The organism is Ruegeria sp. BHSA162, assembly GCF_059613385.1.
In genome coordinates this window covers 32,724-55,880 of record NZ_JBXWSK010000010.1, presented here as the reverse complement: position 1 = coordinate 55,880, position 23,157 = coordinate 32,724, and the positions used below count along the sequence as shown (strand labels likewise).

The following is a 23,157-nucleotide window of genomic DNA, read 5'->3' as shown; positions in this document are numbered from 1 at the left end:
GTGTCACATTTCTCAACCGTAACAGATGCCTATCGCGGGGCCTGGGTCCGACGCCGGACCTTTGTTCCCATCTATCTGGCGGTGCGTCTGCTGCTCATCGCGCTGATCGCACCCGGCGTGGCCTTCACCGTGAACCTGGCGGTGATGCTGTCCGATCAAACTGCGCTGACCGATCAGGACATCGCCATGTTCATCCTGTCGCCGGTTGGCTTCGTGGCGGCGGTGGTCATTCTGGGCCTGTTCCTGTTGGCCGAGGTGTTCGTCTTTTCGGTCATGGCCGGATCGCTCAGGATGGGCGAGGGCGACCCGTGGCGGGCCGGCGGGTCGGCGCTGCGATTGATCCTGTCGCGCCTGCCGACGCTGTTTTCCTTCGCGGTGCGCTTCATTCTGCGGGTGCTTGTTCTAGCGGTGCCTTTCGTGGCGGTCGCGGGCCTGATCGCGTGGTGGACGCTGACCGAATACGACATCAACTACTACCTGACCTTCCATCCGCCCGCCTTCCAGGTGGCCGTCGCGCTGATCGGGCTGGTGGTGCTGGCGATGGCCTGGGTGCTGATCCGCCGCCTGTCGGCCTGGGCGCTCGCCCTGCATCTGGTGCTGTTCGAGGGAATTGCGCCTTCGGACGCCTTCGCCGAAAGCGCCCGCCGAATGGAGGGCAAACGCGGCCGGTTGAAGATCGAACTGGCACTGTGGCTGGCCATACGTCTGGCGATTGCTGCGCTGATTGCCGCCGTGGCCAGCCTGTTGTTCCACCTTGTACCTCTCGAACAAGGCACGAACCTGCGGTTTGCCCTGACGCTCAGCCTGCTGGTGGCCGGGCTGTGGTCTCTGGCCGGATTGGTGCTGGCGGCTGTGGCGCTGGGCGCGCTGGCGGTTCTGCTGGATGGGTTTTTTGAACCTCGGGCGGCAGAGCTTCCCCATCCCGAAGCCGGAAATCTGCGCGCCCCGGTTCTGGTGACCGTTGCCGCGGCAATCGTGGCCGTGCTGGCCGGTATCTGGTTCAGCCAGGACGTGCTGGACCAGATTTCGGCACCCGATCATGCCGACGTGATCGGCCACCGGGGCGCGGCGGCGCTGCGGCCGGAAAACACGATGGCTGCTGTGCTGAAGGCCATCGAAGACGGGGCCGACTGGGTCGAGATCGACGTACAAGAAAGCGCCGACGGCGAGGTGATCGTGGCCCATGACAGCGACTTCATGAAGCTGGGCGGGGTCAATCTGAAGGTCTGGGATGCCACGATGGAGGATGTGGCGCAGATCGACATCGGCAGCTGGTTCGACCCCGAATATGCCGATCAGCGCACTCCGACCCTGCGCGAGGTTCTGAAGGCCGCGAAGGGTAAATCCAAGGTCATCATCGAACTGAAATACTATGGCCATGATGTCGACCTTGAAAACCGCGTGGCCGCCATCGTCGAAGAATTCGGGATGGAGCAGGACATCGCCACGATGTCGCTCAAATACCCGGCGGTGCAGAAGATGAAAGCGTTGCGCCCGGACTGGCGCGCCGGCGTTCTGGCTGCCACGGCGGTGGGCGATCTGACCGGGCTGGAGGGCGATTTCGTCGCGGTGAATGCCGGGATGGTCACGCCCGGGCTGATCCGCTCGGTCCATGATGCAGGCAAGGATATCTATGTCTGGACGGTGAATGACCCGCTGCAGATGTCGTCGATGGCCTCGATGGGTGTCGACGGTCTGATCACCGACCGCCCCGCCATGGCGCGTGAAGTGCTGCGTGTCCGCGCCGAAATGGAACCGGGCGAGCGCTTGCTGCTGTGGCTGGCCACGACCTTCGGCCTGTCGGTCGATACCGAGGCGATGCGCGATGAAAGCCCCTAGCTTCGGTCTTTTGCTCGCCTGCCTTGCCGGGTCGGCTTCGGCGCAGGATCTGATGCGCGGCGTCGAGATGCCCGCGCATCGGGCTTTGATCGCGCAATCGGTTAGGCAACCATTGAGCGCGTTTGAAACCGATGGCTGCTCGGGGGGCATGTCGTCCAGCTGGCGGCTGGTGGCAGAGACCTTTCCCAGATTTCGCGCCGTTTACGAAAGCCACCCGCCGTGGGAATCCTGCTGCGTGACTCATGATCGCGCGTATCACACCGCCGGGGGCGCCACGTCCGCCGACGCCAGTTTTGACGCCCGGCTGGAGGCTGACCGCGCCCTGCGCGCGTGCGTCAAGGAATTCGGAGCCGTGCATGCGCAGGACTATGCCACGCAGTACGACATGACGCCCGAGCAGGTGACGTCGGCCATGTCGATCACCGCCGAGGCGATGTTCATGGCCGTCCGATTCGGAGGTGGCCCCTGTACCGGCCTGCCGTGGCGGTGGGGCTTCGGGTATCCCGGCTGCTCGGTTTTTGCCACCGATGAGGCTGCGGGCGACTGAACTCGGGCACCTGCGCGCGATTGACGTCGTGACAGGCCGGAAAATATGATTTATCCAAACCGGCAAACACGCGAATTGGGAATCTTTCGAAATGGCTGAACACAAGCACGGCGAGATGGACATCACCGTCCAGACTAAAACCTTCAACGGGTTCATCAAATTCACCACCTACAGCGTCGTGGTGATCTGCTTCATTGCCCTGTTTCTTGCGATCTTTGGGGCATAAGCCGGACTGACGGGTCATGTTTCGCATCTTGATTGCCTGCCTGCTGGCAGTGACCGTCGCAGGCTGTGCCACGTCGCAGCGCCCTCAGGCCGACCAGTCCGAGATCGTTGCGCGATCCTACCGTGACCCGGGGCCCTCAACGCTGACCCTGTACACGATGATCAACACGCGTACGGGGTCTGGCGCGCATACCTCGCTGATGATCAGCGCCAGCGAGCGGGTAATTTTCGACCCCGCCGGGTCGTTCCGCGCCGACGTGGTGCCGATCAAGGATGACGTGCTGTATGGCATCACCCCCGCGGTCGAGCGTGCCTATCGCAGCTCGCACGCACGCGAAACGCATTATGCGCGCATCCAGACCGTCCAGGTGACCCCCCAGCAGGCCGAGATCGCCTATCAGCTGGCCAAACAGTCCGGACCGGTTCCGGGCGCCTACTGCGCCAACTCGACGGCTCGGCTGCTGCAGCAGGTTCCCGGGTTCGAGCAGATCCAGACCACCTTCTACCCGGTCAAGTTGTCCGATCAGTTCGGGCAGATTCCGGGGGTCGTCACGACCGAATATCGTGAAAACGACAGCGCCGATCTGCAGGCGGGGCTGGCGGCCAACAACGCCGCGCTCAACCAGCTGGAAGCGGCTTCAACCAACTAGGTACAGCAGACCATACAGCGTGCCGGCCCCGGCAAAGATGGCGGCCAGCACGTTCTTGGTGATCAACCCGACGCTCAGGGCAACCACGGCCGAGGCCATGCGCGGCAGGTCCGGCTGGCCCTCGGTGGCCGTGGGCCACATGACCAGAGGGGCAATCAGGGCCGGCAGGATGGCCACCGCCGTATAGCGTAGATGCCGCAGCAACCATGGCGGCAACGGACGGTCTCCGACAAAGCCGATGAACACGAAGCGCAGGGCATAGCTGCCGATCGCCAGCCCGACGATGATCGTCCAGACCGTTGTCTGATCGGGGGTGGTCATAACGCTACCTTTCTGCGTTCCAGCATCACTTCGGCCTGCGCACCGGCCATCATGCCTGCGCAGCCTGCGATCAGCAGGCCAAGATTGTAGGGGATTGCCACGCATAGCAGCGACACGACGATAGCGACCAGAGCCGCGACCACATGGGCCGGAGTGCGCATCATCGGGCCGATCATGGCCAGAAAGGTGATCGGCAGCGCGAAATCCAGTGCCCAGCTATCCGGGATCTGCGTTCCCAGGTAGGCCCCAATAAAGGTGGCCAGTACCCACATGGGCACCAGAGGCGAAACCGACCCCATGAAATAGGTCATGCGCTGCGGAACCGACATGTCCGGTTCCTTTTCGAACTGGACGATCGAGCAGGCATAGGACTGGTCGACCGTAAGATAGGCGGCAAAAGCCCGTTGCCACAGGGGCGCCGCGCCCAGATAAGGCGTCAAAGACGCTGAATACATGGCCATCCGCAGGTTCACGGCCAGTGCCGAAACCAGAATGATGGCCGTGGGTGTGCCGTCCTGCAGCAGCTGCAGCGATGCAAACTGCGCGGCGCCTGCAAATACGGCTGCGGTGAACACCATGGTCTGCAGAATGCTCAGGCCCGCCTCGGTCGCGAAGACGCCGAACAGGGTGCCGAAAGGCACCGCCACGAAGATGAACGGGGTCCCGTCGCGAAAACCCTTCCAATAGTATGACTTGGATGTGGAGGTTGCCATGGCTAGATCCTATGGTGGTCTGCGCAGCAGTAGCGGGTCAGCGAGAGGGTTGCAATTGGCCACCGAAACCGATCTGTCGGAATACATCATCGCCCCCGATCCCGGCGCGGCGCGGTTGACCCGCGCGGTCGAGGGGGTGGACCAGAACGGCGAGGTCAGCCGCATCTCGGTTGTCGAGGAGCGCCCGCTGACGATCTTCCTCAATTCGCAAGAGATCGTGACGGCCATGACTATCGGCGATTACCCGGAATATCTGGCGCTGGGCTTTTTGCGCAACCAGGGCATGTTGCGCCCCGATGACGAGATCACGCGGGTCGATTACGATGACGATCTGGAAACCGTCGTGGTGCGCACGACCCGCGAAACCTCGTACGAGGACAAGCTGAAGAAAAAGACCCGCACCAGCGGCTGCGCGGTGGGCACGGTGTTCGGCGACATGATGGAGGGGCTGGAGGGCGTGCGCCTGCCGCAGGTTCAGGTGCGCACCTCGTGGCTGTATGATGTGGCGGCCAAGATCAACCGCACGCCGTCGCTGTACCTGCAGGCCGGGGCGATCCATGGCACGGTTCTGTGCCGTGAGAGTCGCCCGCTGGTCTATATGGAGGACGTGGGCCGCCACAACGCGGTGGACAAGATCGCGGGCTGGATGTTGTCCGAAGGCGAGGCGTCCGGCGACAAGATCCTGTACACCACCGGGCGGCTGACCTCGGAAATGGTGATCAAGACGGCGATGATGGGCATCCCGGTTCTGGCCTCGCGGTCCGGCTTTACCGCGTGGGGCGTCGAAATCGCGCGCGAGGTCGGCCTGACCCTGATCGGCCGGATGCGCGGCCAACGTTTCGTCTGCCTGTCGGGCGAAGACCGGCTGCTGCGCGACGCGGACCCGGCCACCGTCCCGGTCGAGGACAGGAAGCATCGAAGGAAAAGCGCCGATGGAAGTTGAAGCATCACGCCCCCTCGGCGTCATACTGGCCGGAGGTCTGGCCACGCGGATGGGCGGCGGAGACAAAGGGTTTCTGCAACTGGGGGGGCAAAGCCTGTTGGCGCATGTGATCGACCGGTTGGCGCCGCAGGTGGCCGGGCTGGCGCTGAACGCCAATGGCGACCCTGCGCGCTTTGCCGATCTTGGCCTGCCGGTCCTGCCGGACAGCATCGCGGGTTACGCCGGGCCGTTAGCGGGCGTTCTGGCCGGGTTGGATTGGGCGGCGGGGCAGGGCGCTGATTGCATCGTCACCGCTGCCGCCGACACGCCGTTCTTTCCGCGCGATCTGGTCGAGCGGCTGACGCGGGCGGCGCAGGGGCAGGCTCATCCGCTGGCTCTGGCCACCACGCCGCGCACCGGTAACGAGGCGCTGAAATCGGGCGGTGGCCGCCGGGTGAACCGGCACCCGACCTTCGGCCTGTGGCCCGTCGCTCTGCGCGACGATCTGCGCGCGGCCCTGACGGACGGGTTGCGCAAGGTGGTCCTGTGGACCGACCGCCATGACGGGCGCGAGGCGCTGTTTCCGGCCGACCCGTTCGATCCGTTCTTCAACGTCAACACGCCCGAAGATCTGATCCGGGCGCAGCACCTGTTGGAGCGGGCATGAGGGTCTACGGCGTCACCGGCTGGAAGAATGCGGGAAAGACCGGACTGGTCGAGCGGCTGGTGGCCGAGATCACCGGGCGCGGGTTCAGTGTCTCGACCGTCAAACACGCTCACCACGCGGTTGACGTGGACCAGCCGGGCACCGACAGCCACCGCCACCGAACAGCCGGGGCGTCCGAGGTTCTGCTTGCATCCAGCCGCCGCATCGCCGTGATGCAAGAGCTGCGCGGCGCGCCCGAGCCGCTGTTGGACGACCTTCTGGCGCGTCTGTCCCCGGTCGATCTGGTGCTGGTCGAGGGATACAAGCGCGCGCCGCACCCCAAGGTCGAAGCCTTTCGCGCCCAGCCCAGAAACCCGCTGATCGCCGCCGACGATCCGACGATCCGCGCGGTGGCCAGCGACACGCCGCTGGATCTGGACCGTCCGGTTTTTGACTTGAACGACACGCCTGCAATTGCCGATTTCATCCTGGCCGAGGTCGGCTTGGGGCCGCGGCCCAGCCCCTGACCATGCCCGAGGACCGGACCATGCCAAAGATTGCGCCTCCACCGCTGAAAAACGACTGTTTCGCCCTGCCGCCGGGGGTCGAATGGACCCCGGTCGATGACGCGCTGGCCCTGCTGCGCGACCGGTTGCACCCGGTTGCCGGCGTCGAGACCCTGCCCGTTGGTCAAGCCTGCGGGCGCGTTCTGGCGCAGGACGTGATCGCGCAACGGTCGAATCCGCCGCTGCCCAACACGGCAGTGGACGGGTACGGTTTTGCCGGTGGTCGGCCCGAGGGCCCGCATGTTCTGCCGCTGGCCGAGGGACGCGCGGCGGCGGGCGTGCCGTTTGCGGGGGCCGTGCCGGAGGGGCAGGCGCTGCGCGTTCTGACCGGCGCGCCGCTGCCCGAGGGGGTGGATACCGTCATTCTGGAAGAGGACGTGACCTTGCAGGACGGCCACATCGCCTTCAACGGGCCTTTGAAGGCCGGCGCCAACACGCGCAAGGCGGGCGAAGACGTGCAGGCCGGGGCCTTGGCTCTGCCTGGCGGGCGACGCCTGACGCCTGCCGATCTGGCGCTGCTGTCGGCGGTGGGCGTGGCCGAGGTCCCGGTCCGCGCCCCCTTGCGCGTGGGGGTTCTGTCCACCGGCGATGAATTGCGTGATCCGGGTCAGGCCGCGGGGCCGGGTCAGATCTATGATGCGAACCGCCCGATGCTGTTGGCGATGCTGCAACGGATGGGTTTTGTGCCGGTCGATCTGGGCCGCGTGGGCGACGACCGGGCCGCGCTGCGGGACCGGTTGGACCAAGCTGCGCAACAGACCGACGCGATCCTGACCAGCGGCGGCGCTTCGGCGGGGGACGAGGATCATGTCTCGGCCCTGCTGCGCGCGGCGGGGGCCTTGCAAGAATGGCGCATCGCGCTGAAGCCGGGCCGCCCGCTGGCGCTGGGCCTGTGGCAGGGCACGCCGGTGTTCGGCCTGCCGGGCAACCCGGTTGCGGCGATGGTCTGCACGCTGATCTTTGCCCGGCCCGCGCTGGGCCTGATGGCGGGCGCGGGGTGGCGGCAACCGCAGGGCTTTGACCTGCCCGCCGGGTTCGCCAAGCGCAAGAAACCGGGCCGCCACGAATACCTGCGCGCCCGGGTCCGCGAAGGCCGGGTCGAGGTGTTTCATTCGGAAGGGTCGGGTCGCATCAGCGGGCTCAGCTGGGCCGAAGGGCTGGTCGAGCTGCCGGACGGCGCACAAGACATCCAGCCCGGAGACCCTGTGCGTTTCATACCCTATGGCAGTTTCGGCCTGTGACGGTTTCGGTCTCGTGCGGGTTTTCCCCTGATGAGCGGACCCGGGCGGCCGCGCTGTTCTGGCAGGCGTTCTCGGGCAAACTGTCGCGCGTGATGGGTCCGGACGCGCGCGGGTTGGCCTTTTTTGAACGGGTGCTGAACCCCGATTTCGCCCTGGTGGCGCGGGATGCGGATGGGCGGATGCTGGGGCTGGCCGGGTACAAGACCCGCGACGGCGGGCTGACGCAGGGCGGGCTGGCGGATCTGGCCCGGGTCTATGGCTGGTTCGGCGCCCTGTGGCGGGGCCTTGTCCTGAGCGTTCTGGAGCGCGACCTGAAGCCGGGCGTGTTCCAGATGGATGGCATATGCGTGGCGACCGAGGCGCGCGGGCAAGGTGTCGGGACCCTGCTGCTGCGGGCGATCAAGGACGAGGCCCGGAGGTTGGGCATGCACGAGGTGCAACTGGACGTGATCGACACCAACTCGCGCGCGCGGACCCTGTACGAGCGCGAAGGGTTTCAGGCGATCGGGCAGGACTATACCGGCCCGTTCAAGCATCTTTTCGGATTCAGTTCGGCCACGAAAATGCGGTGGGTCGTGCCCAACGGTGGCTAGTCGAACGTTCCGGCTACTCGGCCCAGCAGCATGAAGGCGCGCGCCGTGCGCGTGTCGCCCAAAGCGGTCAGGTCGGCGTCGCTGGCCTGAGGTTCGAACTCGGCGATCATGGTGTCGAAGCGGCGCAGGAAATGGTGCACCGCATCGCGAAAGATCGGGTCCTGTTTCAACCGCGCCGAGGTCAGCGCCAGGCACGACCGGTCGCGGATACCGCCCAACGCGGCGACCGCACGCCCGCGTTCGCCCTTGGCGAACTGGCGCCAGACCTCGGGGCGGGCCATGTCCGGACGCAGGTCGTCCATGTAGATGCCTTCCTGGCTGAGCAGAGTCAGCACGTCCTCGGCGGCCTGCACCAGTTGCGCGGTCTTGCGGTCCTTCATCGCGCGGCGCAGGGCGTTGAAGCCTTCGGTATCCTCGGCGGTTTCGGGAAAGTTCAGCGCGCGGATGAAAATGTCGGTGGGCAGAGGAGTCGTTATCTCTTCGGCCGGGGTGCCCAGTTCCAACGAGGTCTGGCCCGAGGGTGCCGCAGGTCTTGCCAGCGGCGCAAGATCCCGCCGCTTGCTGGAGAACGTGGCCAGCGTGCTTTGGGTGTGCCGGGCGGCCGCGGCGATTTCATCCAGTTTCCGGGCCACCGCGGGTTCGTAGGTGCTGGCCGAGCGCTGTTGCTGCGATACATAGGCCTGCCGGATCGCGTCGATCGCGGTCTGCAGCCGGGCGCTTTCTTCGCGCATGATGCGGCTGGCGCGCATGGCCAGCGCCGCGACCCAGATCATCGCCACCGGCATGAACACCGCCAGCAGCATCACGATGAAACTGCCGGCCTGCGTCTGTTCCGGCAGCACCAGAAAGACCACGGCCACCACCAGCCAGATCAGGCTGAGGGCCGCGGCCGCAATCTCGATCCCGGTGACGCTCGGTCGGCCTGGACGGTCATAGATGCCCAGCCAGGTGGGGCGTTTGCTGTCCTGATCAGGGTCTTGGCCCGACATGGCGCGCTCCGATCAGGCGTAGTGGATGCTCAGCACTTCGTACGAGCGCACGCCGCCGGGGGTGCGCACCTCGACGCTGTCGCCTTCTTCCTTGCCGATCAGGGCGCGGGCGATGGGCGATTTGATGTTCAGCAGGCCCTTTTCGATATTGGCCTCATGCTCGCCCACGATCTGCCAGGTCTTTTCCTCGTCGGTGTCCTCGTCCACCAAGGTGACCTTGGCGCCGAACTTGATCGCACCCGACAGTTTGGTCGGGTCGATCACCTCGGCCAGCGACAGAACGCCTTCCAGTTCCTTGATGCGGCCTTCGATGAAGCCCTGCTTTTCGCGGGCCGAGTGGTATTCGGCGTTTTCCTTCAGGTCGCCCAGTTCGCGCGCCGAGGCGATGGCCTCGATGATGGCGGGGCGTTCAACGGACTTGAGTTGCTTGAGCTCTGCCTCGAGCGCGGCAAAGCCCGCAGGCGTCATGGGGATCTTTTCCATATCTTCTTTTTTCCACGCACAAATTGAGTCGCCCCGCCGCATGAGACCAGCGTCGGGGCGAAAGATGGGTCGGCAATTACCTGACCCAAATATGGCGTGAAATGCAAGAGGCCAAGGGGTTTGGCCCCTGCAATCCGCAACTTAACGCCGTCGGGGCGGTGGGGGTTTCCGATTGTGACGATGCCCCAGCAGATCACCGCGTTTCCAGCGATGCGCCTCGGCGCCGAACCAGAGCATCTCAATCATATTGAACGACCTCGAATTCGATGCCGTTGTCATCGTCGAAATAGAACCGGCGGCCGGGTTCATAGTCGGCGTGGTTGTGCGGCTCGAAGCCCGCGGCGCGAACCTTGGCCTCGGTCGCGTCGATGTCCTCGACAAGCACGCCCACATGGTTCAGCCCGCCGACGATGTCATAGCTGCTTTCACCCGACGGTTTCGGGTCGGCCGGGGCGTAAAGCGCCAGATAGGTATGCGCGCTGCCCACATGCACGGTATAGCCGCCAGCGATGGCCGGGCCTTCCCAGCGGGTTTTCCATCCGAATACGTCCTGCATCCAGGCGGCAGTTGCCTGCGGGTTGCGGACGGTGAAGTTCGTGTGTTCCAGCGTCGCCATCATGGGGTCTCCTTTTCATGTTCAGGCTTGTTTCGACTCACCGTACTTCCTAAACCTAACTTTAGCTCAAGAGATTCTTCCAGGAGGAGATCATGCCCGCATCCGAAGGCCTTTCCATCGGCGCATTGGCACGCCGCACGGGGTTGGCGGTATCCGCCATCCGCTATTACGAGGCGCAGGGGCTGATTTCCCCCTGGCGCAATCCGGGCGGTCAGCGGCGGTATCAGCGCGCCGACATCCGTCGGCTGAGTTTCGTGATGATCGCCCAGCAGTTCGGTCTGACCCTGCCCGAAATCCGCGAGGTTCTGGCCGGGCTGCCCGACAACCGCACGCCCACGCCGGCGGATTGGAAAAAGATCAGCGTCGGCCTGCGCGCGCATCTGGACCAGCGAATCGATACTCTGCTGCGTCTGCGCGACAATCTGGACGGCTGCATCGGCTGTGGCTGTCTGAGCCTTCCGAAATGCGCGCTCTACAACCCCGACGACCGGGCCAAGGCGCATGGTAGCGGTCCCAGGTACCTGATGGGTGACGCACCCGAGGGCTGATCTGCCGCATTGCAGCAATGTTACGCCGTGTTTTGATTGACCAAGGTCTTTTCCAGCAGGTAATCAGCCGGGAAACAAAATTTCGCCGAGCCCGCGCCCCAGGCGCCAATTCGGATAGTTAGCGGAGGAGCCCACGATGGCCGAAATTGAACGCGAAGCGATGGAATACGACGTGGTGATCGTGGGCGCAGGCCCGGCGGGCCTGTCGGCGGCCATTCGTCTGAAACAGCTGGACGCCGACCTGAACGTGGTCGTGCTGGAAAAGGGCTCGGAAGTGGGCGCGCATATCCTGTCGGGTGCGGTGCTGGACCCGTGCGGTCTGGATGCGCTGATCCCCGACTGGAAGGAAAAGGGCGCGCCGCTGAACGTGCCGGTGCGCGAAGACAACTTCTATATGCTGGGCGAGGCCGGCAAGCTGCGCATCCCCAACTGGCCGATGCCGCCGCTGATGAACAACCATGGCAACTACATCGTCTCGATGGGCAATGTCTGCCGCTGGATGGCCGAACAGGCCGAGGAACTGGGCGTCGAGATCTTCCCGGGTATGGCCTGTTCCGAACTGGTCTATGGCGACAATGGCGAGGTCAAGGGTGTCGTGGCAGGTGTCTTCGGGCTGGAACCCGACGGGTCTTATGGCCCCAACACCGAGCCGGGGATGGAACTGCACGGCAAATACGTCTTCCTGTCGGAAGGGGTGCGCGGGTCGCTGTCCAAGGAAGTGATCGCGAAATACGACCTGTCCGCAGGGAAAGAGCCGCAGAAATACGGCATCGGCATGAAGGAAATCTGGGAGATCGATCCCGCCAAGCACAAGGAAGGCAGCGTCACCCACACGATGGGCTGGCCGCTGGGCGGCAATGCCGGGGGCGGATCCTTCATCTATCACCTGGAAAACAACCAGGTCTATGTGGGCTTCGTGGTTCACCTGAACTACAAAAACCCGCACCTGTTCCCCTACATGGAATTCCAGCGGTTCAAGCACCACCCGGTGGTGGCCGACCTGCTGAAAGGCGGCAAGCGCGTGGCCTATGGCGCCCGCGCGATCACCGAGGGCGGATACCAGTCGATGCCCAAGCTGGTGGCGCCGGGTGTTGCGCTGCTGGGCTGTTCGGCGGGCATGGTCAACGTGCCGCGCATCAAGGGTAACCACAACGCGATGCTTTCGGGCAAGGCGGCGGCCGAGGCCGCGTTCGAGGCCCTCAAGGCCGACCGCTCGGGCGACGAACTGTCCGCCTATGAAGACGAGGTGCGCAACGGTGCGATCGGCCGCGACCTCAAGAAGGTTCGCAACGTCAAGCCGCTGTGGTCGAAATACGGCCTGACCGCTTCGCTGGCGCTGGGTGGCATGGACATGTGGACCAACACGCTGGGCTTCTCGCTGCTGGGGACGCTGGGCCATGGCAAGAACGACGCCGAGGCGACCGAGGATGCCAGCAAGCACACCCCCATCGACTATCCGAAGCCCGATGGCACGCTGTCTTTCGATCGTCTGACCAACGTGGCGTTTTCGTTCACCAACCACGAAGAAAGCCAACCCTGTCACCTGAAGCTGACCGACCCCGAGATTCCGGTGAAGGTCAACCTGCCCAAGTTTGATGAACCGGCGCAGCGGTATTGCCCGGCGGGCGTGTACGAAGTGGTGAAGGATGAGGCCGAGCCGCGATTCGTGATCAACTTCCAGAACTGCGTCCACTGCAAGACCTGTGACATCAAGGATCCCAGCCAGAACATCACGTGGACCACGCCGCAGGGTGGGGACGGACCGAACTACCCCAACATGTAGGCAAAAACCCGGGCAATGGCGGGGCCGTGAACGCTCGGCCATTGCCTCTGGCGGGCCAAGGCCCTAGCTTGTTCTGCAATCATAGGCAGACAAGGCAGGTATTAGGTGGTTTCACTGGTTCGTCGCACGGCGCTGGCCGTGTTTCTTGCGACAGCGGCTGTCGTTCCGGTTCACGCGGATTCCGGCGCGGGATCCTATCTGGCTGGACGCCAGGCCATCTATGAAAGCGACTACAAGGCTGCCGAGGAGTACTACTCCAAGGCCCTGATTTTCGATCCGGGCAACACCAAGCTCAAGGAAAGCGTGCTACTGGCGCGCGTGGCGCTTGGCGATGTGGAACGTGCATTGCCGATCGCCGAGGACATGGAGGCGAACGGGCAGCCCAACCAGGCCGCACGTATGGTTGTTTCCGCCAAACTGGTATCTGACGGAAAGTTCGACGAATTGCTGGCCCGTGACCCGGAAAATCAGGGCGTTGGCCCGCTGGTCGATGGGCTGATGACGGCCTGGGCGCATCTGGGCAAGGGCGAAATGACCAAGGCGATGGCGCAGTTCGATGAGGTCGCCCAGCAGGACGGTCTGCGGGAATTCGCGCTGTATCACAAGGCGTTGGCGCTGGCGTCGGTTGGCGATTTCGAGGGGGCCGAGGCGATCTTTGCGGCCGACGACAGTATCGTTGCGCGATTCTCGCGACGTGCAGCGCTGGCGCGGGTCGAAGTCTTGTCGCAGCTCAACCGCAACGACGAAGCCCTGCAATTCCTGGAAAACGTCTTTGCGGCGGGCAGCGACCCGTCGATCGAGTCCTACGTGGACACGCTCAGCGCCGGTGGCACCTTGCCATTCACCCATGTCGGATCGGCCACCGAAGGCGTGGCCGAGGTCTTTTTCTCGGTCGGGGCGGCGTTGAACACCGAGGCTGCACATGACTATGTGCTGCTATACGCTCGGATCGCGACTTACCTCCGGCCCGATCACATAGATGCGATCCTGCTGAGCGCGGAACTGCTTGAGCAGTTGAGCCAGTACGACCTGGCCGCCGAAGCCTATCGAAAGGTTCCCACGGATAGCAGCGATTTCCACGCAGCCGAGCTGGGGCGTGCCGAAATCCTGGCTCAGTCGGGGAAACCGGATGCGGCGATCGAAGTGCTGGAAAATCTGGCGGCCCGGCAGCCCAATCTGCCCAGTGTCCATGTCGCCTTGGCCGACCTGCAGCGGCGTCAGGAAAACTACGCCGCAGCTGTCACCTCGTATGACCGAGCCATCGAACTGACCGAAACCGGTTCGGGTGGCAACTGGTTCCTGCACTACGCCCGCGGCATCTGCCACGAACGGCTCAAGGCCTGGGACAAGGCCGAGGCGGATTTCAGGCGTGCCCTGGAGTTGAATCCGGATCAGCCGCAGGTTTTGAACTATCTCGGTTACTCGCTGGTCGAGCGGCAGGAAAAACTGGAAGAGGCGCTGGACATGATCGAGCGCGCCGTCGCGATCCAGCCTGACAGCGGCTATATCGTCGACAGCTTGGGCTGGGTTCTGTTTCGCTTGGGCCGGTACGACGAGGCGGTCGAACATATGGAGCGCGCCGTTGAACTGATGGCCGTGGACCCGGTGGTCAACGACCACTTGGGCGACGTCTACTGGGCCGTCGGGCGCACCCGTGAGGCCGATTTCCAATGGCGGCGCGCGTTGTCCTTCATCGATCCCGAAGATACCGATGGCGAGGCCGACCCCGACCGGATCCGTCGCAAACTCGAGGTCGGGCTGGACGCGGTGCTGGCCGAGGAAGGCGCGGCCCCCCTCAAGGTCGCCAATGGCGATTGAGGCCTTTGCGCCCGCGAAGATCAACCTTTCCCTGCATGTGACCGGACGGCGGGCCGACGGATACCATCTGCTGGATTCGCTGGTCGCCTTTGCCGATGTGGGAGACACGTTGATCCTGTCACCCGGGCCCGAGAATCGCCTGACCGTGACCGGCCCCCATTCCGCCGGGGTGCCGACCGACGACCGCAACCTCGTCTGGCGGGCCGCTCGGGCGATGGGATGGATCGGGCAAATCCAGTTGGACAAGGTTCTGCCGCATGGCGGGGGAATCGGCGGCGGCTCATCGGATGCGGCTGCGACTTTGCGGGCCATCGCAGGGGAAGACGCGGAAGTTCCGCTGGAAACGGCTTTGGCCCTGGGCGCGGATGTTCCTGTTTGTGTACTGGGCAGAGCAGCACGAATGCAGGGCATTGGTGACCGTGTCGCCCCGGTTGCATTGCCCGCTTTGCCCGCGCTGCTGGTCAATCCGGGTGTGCCGGTTCCGACGGGGCCGGTGTTCAATGCGCTGGATTCGCGCGACAATCCGGGTATGCCGGATGAGATCCCGGCATTCGAAACGCCCGAGGCGTGTGCTGATTGGCTGGCCGGGCAACGGAATGATTTGCAGGAAGCGGCAATAGGCTTGGCGCCCCAGATTTCAGACGTGTTGCAGGCGCTGGGTGAAACGCGGGACGTTCTGCTGGTGCGCATGTCGGGGTCGGGTTCGACCTGCTTTGCGCTGTACCCGTCCATGAAGGCCGCACATTTTGCGGCCTACGAGATTGGTGTTTCCCAGCCGGACTGGTGGTGTCGCGCAAGCGTCCTCAGTTGAGGCGGGATACGACGTAATCGGCCAGATCACCGAGCAGGTCGCGCAACTCGTGATCGGGCAGCGCGGTCAGAGCGGTTTTGGCCTTTGCTGCCCATGCCAGAGCGTCTGTCCGGGTCTCCTCCAGGGTGCCGTATTTGCGCATGAGGTTCAGGGCCAGGTCCAGGTCTCCATCCTGTTGCCGACCCTTCTCGATCGTGCGCTCCCAGAACGCACGCTCGTCGGGTGTGGCCCGGGCTACGGCCTTGATCACCGGGAGGGTCAGCTTGCGCTCGCGGAAGTCGTCGCCCACGTTCTTGCCGGTGGCCTTGCTGTCGCCCTGATAGTCCAGCAGGTCGTCGGCGATCTGGAAGGCGATGCCCAACGCGTCACCATAGGCGAACAGTGCGCGGACCTGTTCCTCGGACGCACCGGCGATCACGCCGCCCACCTCGGTTGCCGCGGAAAACAGCGCGGCGGTCTTGCCGCGCACCACCTGCAGGTAGACGGCCTCATCCGTGCGCAGGTCGGTGGCTGCGGTCATCTGCAGCACCTCGCCTTCGGCGATGGTGGCCGAGGCATTGGCCAAGATGTCCAGAACCCGCAGAGACCCGGTTTCCACCATCAACTGGAAGCTGCGCGAAAATAGATAGTCGCCGACCAGCACGCTGGACTTGTTGTCCCACAGCAGGTTGGCGGTGGGCCGGCCGCGCCGCTGGGCGCTTTCATCCACGACGTCGTCGTGCAACAGCGTGGCGGTGTGGATGAACTCGACCGTGGCGGCCAGGCGGATGTGATGGTCACCGCCATAGCCGAACAGGCGCGCGGCGGCCAGTGTCAGCATCGGGCGCAGGCGCTTGCCGCCCGCTTCGACCAGATGCGCGGTGACTTCGGGGATGCGGGGCGCGTGTTCCGAGGCCATGCGGGTGCGGATCAGAGTGTTTACCGCCTCCATTTCCCCGGCCAAAATCTCGGCCAGTCGCTCATGCGGTTTCGAGATCGTGCTGATCGTCATCACACTCCTGATACAAGGCTCGACTTTCGTCCTGCCTTGCCCTTACATCCATCCCCATGAAAGAACTTCTGCGCAGCACCGATCCGACCATCATCGCCTTTGCATCCGCTCTTCTTGAGGGCGAGGATATAGACTGCTTTGAGATGGACGTAAATATGAGCGTCCTCGAGGGAGGCATCGGAATATTTCCGCGCCGCCTCATGGTTCGGACCGATGACCTCGAGCGGGCGGAGCGGGTGATGCGTGACAATGACATTCCGCTGGGAAGATGACCGGGTTTCCTGACAGCGCGCTGACTTGCAACGACTTTCTGGGTGGCCGACTAAAGCTGTGGCAGCCGCGAGACGGTTATCGCGCCGGTGTCGATCCGGTGCTGCTTGCTGCCGCGGTTCCGGCCAAAGCCGGGCAGTCGGTGCTGGAGCTGGGCTGCGGGGCGGGCGCTGCGGTTCTTTGTCTCGTGACCCGCGTTCCCGGTCTGCGGCCGACGGGGGTCGAGCTTCAGGCCGACTATGCCGCTCTGGCCGCAAGAAACGCGCAATGCAACGAGATCGATTTGTCCGTCCACGTGGCCGACCTGTCCAATATGCCGACTGATCTGCGTCAGCAGCACTTCGACCACGTGATCGCAAACCCGCCCTATTATCGGCCCGGTGCACATAGCGCGGCCGTCGATGCTGGTCGGCGAACGGCGCTGAGCGAGCAGACGCCGCTGTCCGACTGGTTTGATGCGGCGGCGCGCAGGCTGACACCGCGCGGGTACCTGCACATGATCCAGCGCGTGGAACGCTTGCCGGACATGCTGTCGGCCTGCGCGGGTCGGTTGGGCTCGGTAGAAGTTCTGCCCATCGCGCCGCGCATGGGGCGCGGGGCCGAGTTGCTGATCCTGCGGGCGCGCAAAGGGGGACGCGCGGATTTTCGGTTGCATGCGCCGCTGATTCTCCACAGCGGTGACCGCCATGAAAGGGACGGCGACAGCTATACCGACACGGTATCCGGCATCCTGCGCGAGGGCCGACCAATGCCCTGGCCGGACGCCCGATAGGCAATGACCAGCCGAAATTGTCGGATTTGAACAAGAATCCGAGCGTCTGCGGCGTGACAGGCTGGAAATGATGTGATCAACTTCCCATGTGATATTCAGAAACAGAGAAGGAGGATCGCCATGAGCGTAAGCGCACATCTGACGGAACTGAAGAAGAAGCACGAAACCCTCAGTCTCGAAGTGGAACAAGCCCAGCGCTCGCCCGGTATCGACGATCTCCACATTGCTCAACTCAAAAAGAAGAAGCTGAAGCTGAAGGAAGAGATTGAACGCCTGTCGGCTTAATGTCGTAGGCTGGCGCGTGCCGCGACTGCAGCGCCGCCGGTAACAAGCAATGCCGCGATCGCCAGCGTCCAGGACGGCGTGGCGATCCCGGCGACCACAAGCACCAGAGTTGACAGCAGGGGTGCCGCGTACGAGCTGGTGCCCAGCATCTGGATGTCACCGTGCTTGACCCCGATATCCCAGACATAGAACGCCAGCCCAACGGGCCCCAACCCCAAGGCAACGGTCGACATCCAGGCCAGTGCGTCGGGCGGCCAGACTGTCTGCTCAAGGCTGAAATGCAGGATCCACGAGGCGATGGCGGTCAGCACGCAGAACACTGCTACCGAGCTGGTCGGCGTTTGACCCAGCCTGCGCGACAATACGGAATACCCCGACCACGTAAGGGCACACAGAAGCGCCAGCGCATAGCCCGGCAGATGTTCGGCCTGAAACCCTGCGGTTCCGCCACCGGTGATGATCAGCGCGGCCCCGGAGAAGCCCAGACATGCCCCGAGCAGATGGCCCAGACGCAGGGTTTCACCAGGAAGCAACCCTGAGAAAAGAACGATCAGCAAGGGCCAGAGGTAGGCGATCAATCCGGCCTCGGCCGCAGGTGCCATGCGCAGGGCCGAGAAATACAGGGCGTGGTATCCGAACAAGCCAACCGTTCCGAAGGCGAATACCTTCCAACTGACCTGTTTCAGTTGCGCAAGCCCACCGCTGTGCCATGTCCAGATCAAGCCAAGGGTTCCGCCGATCGTGAAGCAGATGGCGTTCAGCAAAAGCGGCGGGGTCGGCGCCGAGCCAACCGTGAACAGCGCCAGCAGTGCCCACAAAAGGACGGCGACAAAACCGATGGCGGTGGCGCGGTTCTTTGTCATGCGGGGGGGATATCCTCGACGGGTATGATTTCAAGACCGTCGGATATGTGCGCGGTTTTTTCGATCTCTGCAAGGAACCAATCCCGGAAGGCGGCAATCTGAGAGCGCGTCTCTTCTCCCGAACGGCACAGGAACCGGAAGCGGGCCTTGGTTTCGATGGCGGTTTTGAAGGGCATGACCAGTCGGCCTTCGATCACATCCTTGATGATCATCGGGCGCCGTCCCAACGCGACGCCGACACCCGCCACCGCGGCATCAATGGCGTGATCCGCGTTCGAGAAATGCGCGCCATGAGTCGGCGTGAAGTCCACCCCGACCGCACGAAACCAGGCGGGCCAGTCACAGGGCGGATTCAGGAAGTTGATCGAGTCATCGTAGATCAGGGGCGCTTCGGTCAGGTCCCGTGGCGTCGGAAACCGGGCCGCAAGCTCGGGCGTCATGACAGGCGTCAGCCACTCTTGCCGCACGGGAACTGAATACAGCCCGTCATCCTGCCCGTACCCGAACCGGATCGCGACATCCACGTCGTCGCGCTCGAAATCGAGATTGCGCAGCGTGGCTGAGAATCTCAGGTCGATCTCGGGATGGGCGCGGGCGAACTCGTAAAGGCGGGGGGCCAGCCATTTGGCTGTCAGGGCCGGCCCAGCGGTCACTGTCAGTGTTGTGTTGTCCTGCAGGCGGCGGGTGGCCGACCAAGCCGCCTGCAGCGCAGCAAACCCTTTTTCCGTGCCCGGGGCCAGGGTTCGTCCGGCCTCGGTCAGCTCGACTGCACGGTTCAATCGGCGGAACAGCGGCTCACCCAGATGCTCTTCCAGAGACTTGATCTGAAACGACAGCGCGGCTGGTGTCACGTTCAACTCGTCTGCGGCCTTGGCAAAGGACATATGGCGGGCGGCGGCGTCAAAGGCCCTGAGGGCGGTGAGTGGGGGAAGTCGGTCGCTCATCATCACATAAGATTTTCTAAACTGAAGGCGGAAAAACTCTCGTTTGTACCTATTAAAAACAATAGGCATGTTGAATGCAAGTCAAGTTCACCTTTAGTAGAAGGGAAAAGCCATGATCGAGATGACGACCAATCCTGCCGCACAAAAGGCAATTCTGCGCGCTCATCAAGAGCGCGGCAAGGCGATCCGGAGTTTCTGGAAGTGGGTTCTGGGTTCCCGCTGAACGCTGCGCGCGCGTTCTTACGGGATCAAAGGAGGGCCGACCCGTTGGGTCGGCCCGTTTTCAAATAAGCCGCGATCAGACGAAAAACTGCGCGCCGTTGGCCGAAATCGTCGACCCGTTGATGAACTGCGAATCTTCCGAGGCCAGGAATGCGACGCAGCGGGCAATTTCCTCGGGTTCGCCCAAACGGCCTGCGGGGATCTGACCGATGATGGCTTCACGCACCTTTTCCGGAACGGCCATGACCATCTCGGTCGCGATGTATCCGGGGCAGATAGCATTTGCGGTGATGCCGGCGCGCGCGCCTTCCTGCGCCAGGGATTTGACGATGCCCAGATCACCGGCTTTGGTGGCGGCATAGTTCACCTGAGCGAACTGGCCCTTTTGCCCGTTGATCGAACTGATCACGATCACCCGACCGAACTTGCGCTCGCGCATACCGGGCCAGACGGGGTGTACGGTGTTGAACACCCCGGTCAGGTTGGTGTCGATCACCTGGTGCCACTGTTCCGGTGTCATCTTGTGGAACGGCGCGTCGCGGGTGATGCCGGCATTGGCGACAACGATGTCGATCGGGCCGAGCTCGGCTTCGACCTTTTCGATGCCCGCCTTGGACTCGTCATAGTCGGCCACGTTCCATTTATAGGTCGCAATGCCGGTTTCCTCGGTGAACTTGGCCGCGGCTTCGTCATTCCCCGCATACGAGGCGGCTACTTTGTATCCTTCGGCCTTGAGCGCTTTGGAAATTGCTGCGCCGATGCCGCGGGTGCCGCCGGTTACGAGTGCTGTACGTGCCATTTAGGACTCCTCCAAATTTAATCGTGTTGGTAATTCTGTTACTCTGAGAGATTGAGTTGCGCAATATCGTTTCGTCGCGAGATGGCTCTTTCCGTTTGGTGATATTGTCGCATCCTAGGGATATTCCCGGAGTGTAACAAAAAAGGGCGCCCATTGGACGCCCTTATTCGTGACTTGTCAAAGCACTTAGACGCGCTCCACGCACAGGGCGACGCCCATGCCGCCTCCGATGCAGAGGGTTGCCAGGCCCTTTTTCGCGTTCCGGCGCTTCATTTCGAACAGCAGCGTGTTCAGAACCCGGCAGCCGGATGCTCCGATCGGGTGGCCGATGGCGATCGCGCCGCCGTTCACGTTCACGATCGAGGGATCCCAACCCATGTCCTTGTTCACGGCGCAAGCCTGTGCCGCGAAGGCCTCGTTGGCTTCGACCAGATCCAGATCGTCAACCGACCAGCCGGCCTTTTCCAGCGCCTTGCGCGAGGCATAGATCGGTCCGACACCCATGATCGACGGGTCCAGCCCGGCGGTCGCATAAGACGCGATGCGGGCCAGCGGTTCGATCCCGCGCTTTTCGGCGTTGTCGGCTGACATCAGCAGGGTTGCCGCCGCGCCGTCATTCAGACCCGAGGCGTTGGCCGCAGTCACCGAGCCATCCTTCGTAAAGGCTGGACGCAGCTTGGCCATCGCCTCCATGGTCGCGCCGTGACGGATGTACTCGTCACTATCCATCACGATGTCGCCCTTGCGAGTCTTGATGGTGAAGGGGACGATCTCGTCCTTGAACTTGCCGGCCTTCTGCGCGGCCTCAGCCTTGTTCTGGCTGGCCACCGCGAACTCATCCTGCATATCGCGGCTGATCTGCCACTTCTCGGCCACGTTCTCGGCGGTCTGGCCCATGTGGTAGCCGTTGAACGCATCCCACAGGCCGTCGCGGATCATGGTGTCGATGTATTTCATGTCGCCCATCTTGTGGCCCGCGCGCAGCGATGCGGCGTGGGGCGACAGGGTCATGTTTTCCTGACCGCCTGCGCAGACGATCTCGGCATCGCCCAGCTGGATATGCTGAGCGCCCAGTGCGACGGCACGCAGGCCCGAACCACAGACCTGGTTGATGCCCCAGGCCGCGCTTTCCTGCGGCAGGCCGGCGTTGATGTGCGCCTGGCGTGCGGGGTTCTGGCCTTGGGCGGCCGTCAGAACCTGACCCATGATGGTTTCGCTCACCTCGGACTTGTCGATCCCGGCGCGTTCCACGACGGCTTCGAGGACGGCAGCGCCCAGATCATGTGCGGGGGTGTTCGCAAAGGAACCGCCAAAGCTGCCGACGCCCGTGCGTGCGGCGGATGCGATTACTACGTTGGTCATACAGTCAATCCTTTACCGTCAAGGTCCTGTGGGAAATCTGACGGCGCAGGTCGCACAGAGCCTCTCTGGCGATGCAAGAGCGCCTCGTGATCCCCCGCTCCAGCACTTTCTGCCATAGCGCAATGCTGCACGTGCAGCAACGGACAGCTTGTCTCATGAGAAAGCCTCGGCTGGATAGCGCCCAAGGGAATTGGGTTCAACTTCCTGTTTTGGCTTCTTTTTCCGGTTGCCACGGGGCTTTCACCGTCGGAGCGCCGAATAGGTAGCCCTGCAGACAGTCCACACCGCTGGCCACCAGAAACTCGGCATCTTCACGCGTTTCGACCGATTCGGCGATGACCAGAATCTCGAATTCACGGGCGACGGCGATCAGCGCGCGCACCAGCGCCTGATTGTCCGGGTTGGTGCTGACACCCCGTACGAACTGCCCGTCGATCTTCGCCGCGTCAAAGAAGAACTCGCGAAAATACCTGAAGCTGAAGTTGCTGGCGCCGAAGTCATCCAGCGCAAAAGCGATCCCGCGATCCTGAAGCCGGTCCATGAAATCGATCACCAGTTCGGGAACCTGCATTGCCGAGCTTTCGGAGATTTCGAGGATAAGCCGCTCGCCCAGCGTTTTGTCCCGCTTGAGAAACCGGTCCAGGATCCGCGACCAGCGCGCGTATCCGATCGAGCGTGCGGACATGTTGACCGAAAGCCGGATTTCCGGATTGCGAGACAGGGCGCGCAATCCTTTTTCCAATGCTATGCAGTCCAATTCCCGGCCGATTGGTGTGTTTTCCACCTGCGGCATGAACTCCCGCGCGGGGATCACACGGCCGGTTTCGTCCAGCACGCGGATGAATGCCTCATAGAAGGCAACGCCGTGCGGGTCTCGTGCTTGCATGACGGGCTGGAACGCCAGGCGGCATTGCTGATGCTTGACAGCCTCGGTCGCCATTTGAACGGTCGAAGTATCTCGCGCGGCGACGGCCGAATTCAACGGGCTGTCCCCACCCTCTGGCAGATCTGCAAAGTCCTTTTTCCGCATCGACGCCGAATCCCCGTACGTGTCCGAAACCGGTCAGCACGTAGTTTCGGGTCGTACCGGTGAATTTGCGGTTAATGCGCGTCGGGAATCAGTCGGCGGGATCAGCGGGTCGTCTGGGCTGCGTGGCGCAATTCGACTACGGCGCCAATCACGGCGCCCAGGAAGCCTGTGCCCACCATAGCAACTCCAAGCATCATCACCGCCGGCGCAGGCTGCTGGCCAAGGGCGCTGAGCATCGCGATTACCAGGCCCAACAGACCGGTTGCGGTGAAGATGGCTGTAACGCGGGACATGGTGGAACTCCGACC

At 63.4% G+C, this 23,157-nt stretch carries 28 protein-coding genes; 16 read left to right on the top strand and 12 right to left on the bottom strand.

Annotated features, from left to right (window positions below; all coding sequences use genetic code 11):
• The 4 genes from AC2FM5_RS05530 to AC2FM5_RS05515 all read left to right on the top strand — a co-directional run bounded on the left by AC2FM5_RS05530 (nt 1) and on the right by AC2FM5_RS05515 (nt 3,261).
• Nucleotides 1–1,839 (top strand): glycerophosphodiester phosphodiesterase family protein, encoded by a 1,839-nt coding sequence (locus AC2FM5_RS05530; RefSeq protein WP_496734319.1) that lies wholly within the window; start codon nt 1–3, stop codon nt 1,837–1,839.
• On the top strand, nt 1,826–2,386 hold the full coding sequence (locus AC2FM5_RS05525) for a hypothetical protein (RefSeq protein WP_496734314.1): 561 nt from the start codon (nt 1,826–1,828) through the stop codon (nt 2,384–2,386). The genes AC2FM5_RS05530 and AC2FM5_RS05525 overlap by 14 nt, the downstream gene beginning before the upstream one ends.
• 91 nt (nt 2,387–2,477) lie before the next feature.
• Entirely contained in the window at nt 2,478–2,612 is a 135-nt protein-coding gene (locus tag AC2FM5_RS05520; protein ID WP_093963530.1) for an aa3-type cytochrome c oxidase subunit IV, read from the top strand.
• A gap of 16 nt (nt 2,613–2,628) precedes the next feature.
• A complete protein-coding gene (locus AC2FM5_RS05515) occupies nt 2,629–3,261 on the top strand; it encodes a hypothetical protein (protein ID WP_480728405.1) in 633 nt (210 codons plus the stop codon).
• On the opposite strand, the gene AC2FM5_RS05510 is transcribed toward AC2FM5_RS05515, so the two are convergent.
• Both AC2FM5_RS05510 and AC2FM5_RS05505 read right to left on the bottom strand, forming a co-directional pair.
• Nucleotides 3,250–3,582 carry an AzlD domain-containing protein gene (locus AC2FM5_RS05510; protein WP_170342269.1) on the bottom strand — a complete coding sequence of 111 codons (333 nt, stop codon included), beginning with the start codon at nt 3,580–3,582 and terminating at the stop codon, nt 3,250–3,252. The genes AC2FM5_RS05515 and AC2FM5_RS05510 overlap by 12 nt on opposite strands.
• Nucleotides 3,579–4,295, bottom strand: a complete 717-nt coding sequence (locus tag AC2FM5_RS05505; RefSeq protein WP_496734306.1) for an AzlC family ABC transporter permease — start codon at nt 4,293–4,295, stop codon at nt 3,579–3,581. The genes AC2FM5_RS05510 and AC2FM5_RS05505 overlap by 4 nt, the downstream gene beginning before the upstream one ends.
• Here AC2FM5_RS05505 and AC2FM5_RS05500 point away from each other — a divergent pair.
• Genes AC2FM5_RS05500 through AC2FM5_RS05480 form a run of 5 tightly spaced genes read left to right on the top strand, consistent with a single transcriptional unit; the run spans nt 4,294 to nt 8,263 of the window.
• Nucleotides 4,294–5,238, top strand: coding sequence for a formate dehydrogenase accessory sulfurtransferase FdhD (locus AC2FM5_RS05500; protein ID WP_480632381.1), 945 nt, complete (start codon nt 4,294–4,296; stop codon nt 5,236–5,238). The genes AC2FM5_RS05505 and AC2FM5_RS05500 overlap by 2 nt on opposite strands.
• The gene (mobA, locus tag AC2FM5_RS05495; RefSeq protein WP_496734303.1) at nt 5,228–5,884 is read left to right on the top strand and encodes a molybdenum cofactor guanylyltransferase MobA; all 657 of its coding nucleotides are present in this window, start codon (nt 5,228–5,230) and stop codon (nt 5,882–5,884) included. Before AC2FM5_RS05500 ends, mobA begins: the two co-directional genes overlap by 11 nt.
• The gene (gene mobB / locus AC2FM5_RS05490; RefSeq protein WP_170461030.1) at nt 5,881–6,390 is read left to right on the top strand and encodes a molybdopterin-guanine dinucleotide biosynthesis protein B; all 510 of its coding nucleotides are present in this window, start codon (nt 5,881–5,883) and stop codon (nt 6,388–6,390) included. The genes mobA and mobB overlap by 4 nt, the downstream gene beginning before the upstream one ends.
• A gap of 20 nt (nt 6,391–6,410) precedes the next feature.
• Nucleotides 6,411–7,670 carry a molybdopterin-binding protein gene (locus AC2FM5_RS05485; RefSeq protein WP_496734300.1) on the top strand — a complete coding sequence of 420 codons (1,260 nt, stop codon included), beginning with the start codon at nt 6,411–6,413 and terminating at the stop codon, nt 7,668–7,670.
• Complete coding sequence (locus AC2FM5_RS05480; RefSeq protein WP_496734298.1) at nt 7,667–8,263, top strand: GNAT family N-acetyltransferase; 597 nt, start codon at nt 7,667–7,669, stop codon at nt 8,261–8,263. Before AC2FM5_RS05485 ends, AC2FM5_RS05480 begins: the two co-directional genes overlap by 4 nt.
• Here AC2FM5_RS05480 and AC2FM5_RS05475 read toward each other — a convergent pair.
• From AC2FM5_RS05475 to AC2FM5_RS05465, 3 genes are all read right to left on the bottom strand, one after another.
• Entirely contained in the window at nt 8,260–9,252 is a 993-nt protein-coding gene (locus tag AC2FM5_RS05475; protein WP_170438503.1) for a hypothetical protein, read from the bottom strand. The two genes, AC2FM5_RS05480 and AC2FM5_RS05475, sit on opposite strands and share 4 nt — an antisense overlap.
• 12 nt (nt 9,253–9,264) lie before the next feature.
• A complete protein-coding gene (gene greA / locus AC2FM5_RS05470) occupies nt 9,265–9,735 on the bottom strand; it encodes a transcription elongation factor GreA (protein ID WP_005978981.1) in 471 nt (156 codons plus the stop codon).
• A 238-nt stretch (nt 9,736–9,973) separates the two neighbouring features.
• Entirely contained in the window at nt 9,974–10,354 is a 381-nt protein-coding gene (locus AC2FM5_RS05465) for a VOC family protein (protein WP_005978983.1), read from the bottom strand.
• Between the two features lie 89 nt (nt 10,355–10,443).
• On the opposite strand from AC2FM5_RS05465, the gene soxR reads away from it, so the two are divergent.
• From soxR to AC2FM5_RS05445, 4 genes are all read left to right on the top strand, one after another.
• On the top strand, nt 10,444–10,899 hold the full coding sequence (gene soxR / locus AC2FM5_RS05460) for a redox-sensitive transcriptional activator SoxR (protein WP_170342262.1): 456 nt from the start codon (nt 10,444–10,446) through the stop codon (nt 10,897–10,899).
• 136 nt (nt 10,900–11,035) lie between these two features.
• The gene (locus AC2FM5_RS05455) at nt 11,036–12,682 is read left to right on the top strand and encodes an electron transfer flavoprotein-ubiquinone oxidoreductase (RefSeq protein WP_496734294.1); all 1,647 of its coding nucleotides are present in this window, start codon (nt 11,036–11,038) and stop codon (nt 12,680–12,682) included.
• 105 nt (nt 12,683–12,787) lie between these two features.
• Complete coding sequence (locus AC2FM5_RS05450; protein ID WP_496734292.1) at nt 12,788–14,500, top strand: tetratricopeptide repeat protein; 1,713 nt, start codon at nt 12,788–12,790, stop codon at nt 14,498–14,500.
• Nucleotides 14,490–15,311: a 4-(cytidine 5'-diphospho)-2-C-methyl-D-erythritol kinase gene (locus AC2FM5_RS05445; RefSeq protein ID WP_170406812.1), complete on the top strand. Its 822-nt coding sequence runs from the start codon at nt 14,490–14,492 to the stop codon at nt 15,309–15,311. The genes AC2FM5_RS05450 and AC2FM5_RS05445 overlap by 11 nt, the downstream gene beginning before the upstream one ends.
• Here AC2FM5_RS05445 and AC2FM5_RS05440 read toward each other — a convergent pair.
• Nucleotides 15,304–16,302, bottom strand: coding sequence for a polyprenyl synthetase family protein (locus AC2FM5_RS05440; RefSeq protein WP_170461019.1), 999 nt, complete (start codon nt 16,300–16,302; stop codon nt 15,304–15,306). The two genes, AC2FM5_RS05445 and AC2FM5_RS05440, sit on opposite strands and share 8 nt — an antisense overlap.
• 56 nt (nt 16,303–16,358) lie before the next feature.
• Here AC2FM5_RS05440 and AC2FM5_RS05435 point away from each other — a divergent pair, with 56 nt between their 5' ends.
• From AC2FM5_RS05435 to AC2FM5_RS05425, 3 genes are all read left to right on the top strand, one after another.
• Nucleotides 16,359–16,574, top strand: coding sequence for a putative signal transducing protein (locus AC2FM5_RS05435; protein WP_093963516.1), 216 nt, complete (start codon nt 16,359–16,361; stop codon nt 16,572–16,574).
• The gene (locus AC2FM5_RS05430) at nt 16,571–17,344 is read left to right on the top strand and encodes a tRNA1(Val) (adenine(37)-N6)-methyltransferase (RefSeq protein WP_170367608.1); all 774 of its coding nucleotides are present in this window, start codon (nt 16,571–16,573) and stop codon (nt 17,342–17,344) included. Before AC2FM5_RS05435 ends, AC2FM5_RS05430 begins: the two co-directional genes overlap by 4 nt.
• A gap of 120 nt (nt 17,345–17,464) precedes the next feature.
• Nucleotides 17,465–17,629: a YdcH family protein gene (locus tag AC2FM5_RS05425; protein WP_093963770.1), complete on the top strand. Its 165-nt coding sequence runs from the start codon at nt 17,465–17,467 to the stop codon at nt 17,627–17,629.
• On the opposite strand, the gene yddG is transcribed toward AC2FM5_RS05425, so the two are convergent.
• The 6 genes from yddG to AC2FM5_RS05395 all read right to left on the bottom strand — a co-directional run bounded on the left by yddG (nt 17,626) and on the right by AC2FM5_RS05395 (nt 23,142).
• The gene (gene yddG / locus AC2FM5_RS05420) at nt 17,626–18,492 is read right to left on the bottom strand and encodes an aromatic amino acid exporter YddG (RefSeq protein WP_496734288.1); all 867 of its coding nucleotides are present in this window, start codon (nt 18,490–18,492) and stop codon (nt 17,626–17,628) included. The genes AC2FM5_RS05425 and yddG overlap by 4 nt on opposite strands.
• Nucleotides 18,489–19,436 (bottom strand): transcriptional regulator GcvA, encoded by a 948-nt coding sequence (locus AC2FM5_RS05415; protein ID WP_496734286.1) that lies wholly within the window; start codon nt 19,434–19,436, stop codon nt 18,489–18,491. The genes yddG and AC2FM5_RS05415 overlap by 4 nt, the downstream gene beginning before the upstream one ends.
• Before the next feature lie 298 nt (nt 19,437–19,734).
• The gene (phbB, locus tag AC2FM5_RS05410) at nt 19,735–20,457 is read right to left on the bottom strand and encodes an acetoacetyl-CoA reductase (protein WP_496734284.1); all 723 of its coding nucleotides are present in this window, start codon (nt 20,455–20,457) and stop codon (nt 19,735–19,737) included.
• Between the two features lie 186 nt (nt 20,458–20,643).
• Entirely contained in the window at nt 20,644–21,819 is a 1,176-nt protein-coding gene (locus AC2FM5_RS05405) for an acetyl-CoA C-acetyltransferase (RefSeq protein ID WP_093963511.1), read from the bottom strand.
• 196 nt (nt 21,820–22,015) lie between these two features.
• Nucleotides 22,016–22,849 (bottom strand): EAL domain-containing protein, encoded by an 834-nt coding sequence (locus tag AC2FM5_RS05400; protein ID WP_170360083.1) that lies wholly within the window; start codon nt 22,847–22,849, stop codon nt 22,016–22,018.
• 101 nt (nt 22,850–22,950) lie between these two features.
• Nucleotides 22,951–23,142 carry a hypothetical protein gene (locus AC2FM5_RS05395; protein ID WP_093963509.1) on the bottom strand — a complete coding sequence of 64 codons (192 nt, stop codon included), beginning with the start codon at nt 23,140–23,142 and terminating at the stop codon, nt 22,951–22,953.
• Between the last annotated feature and the right edge of the window lie 15 nt (nt 23,143–23,157).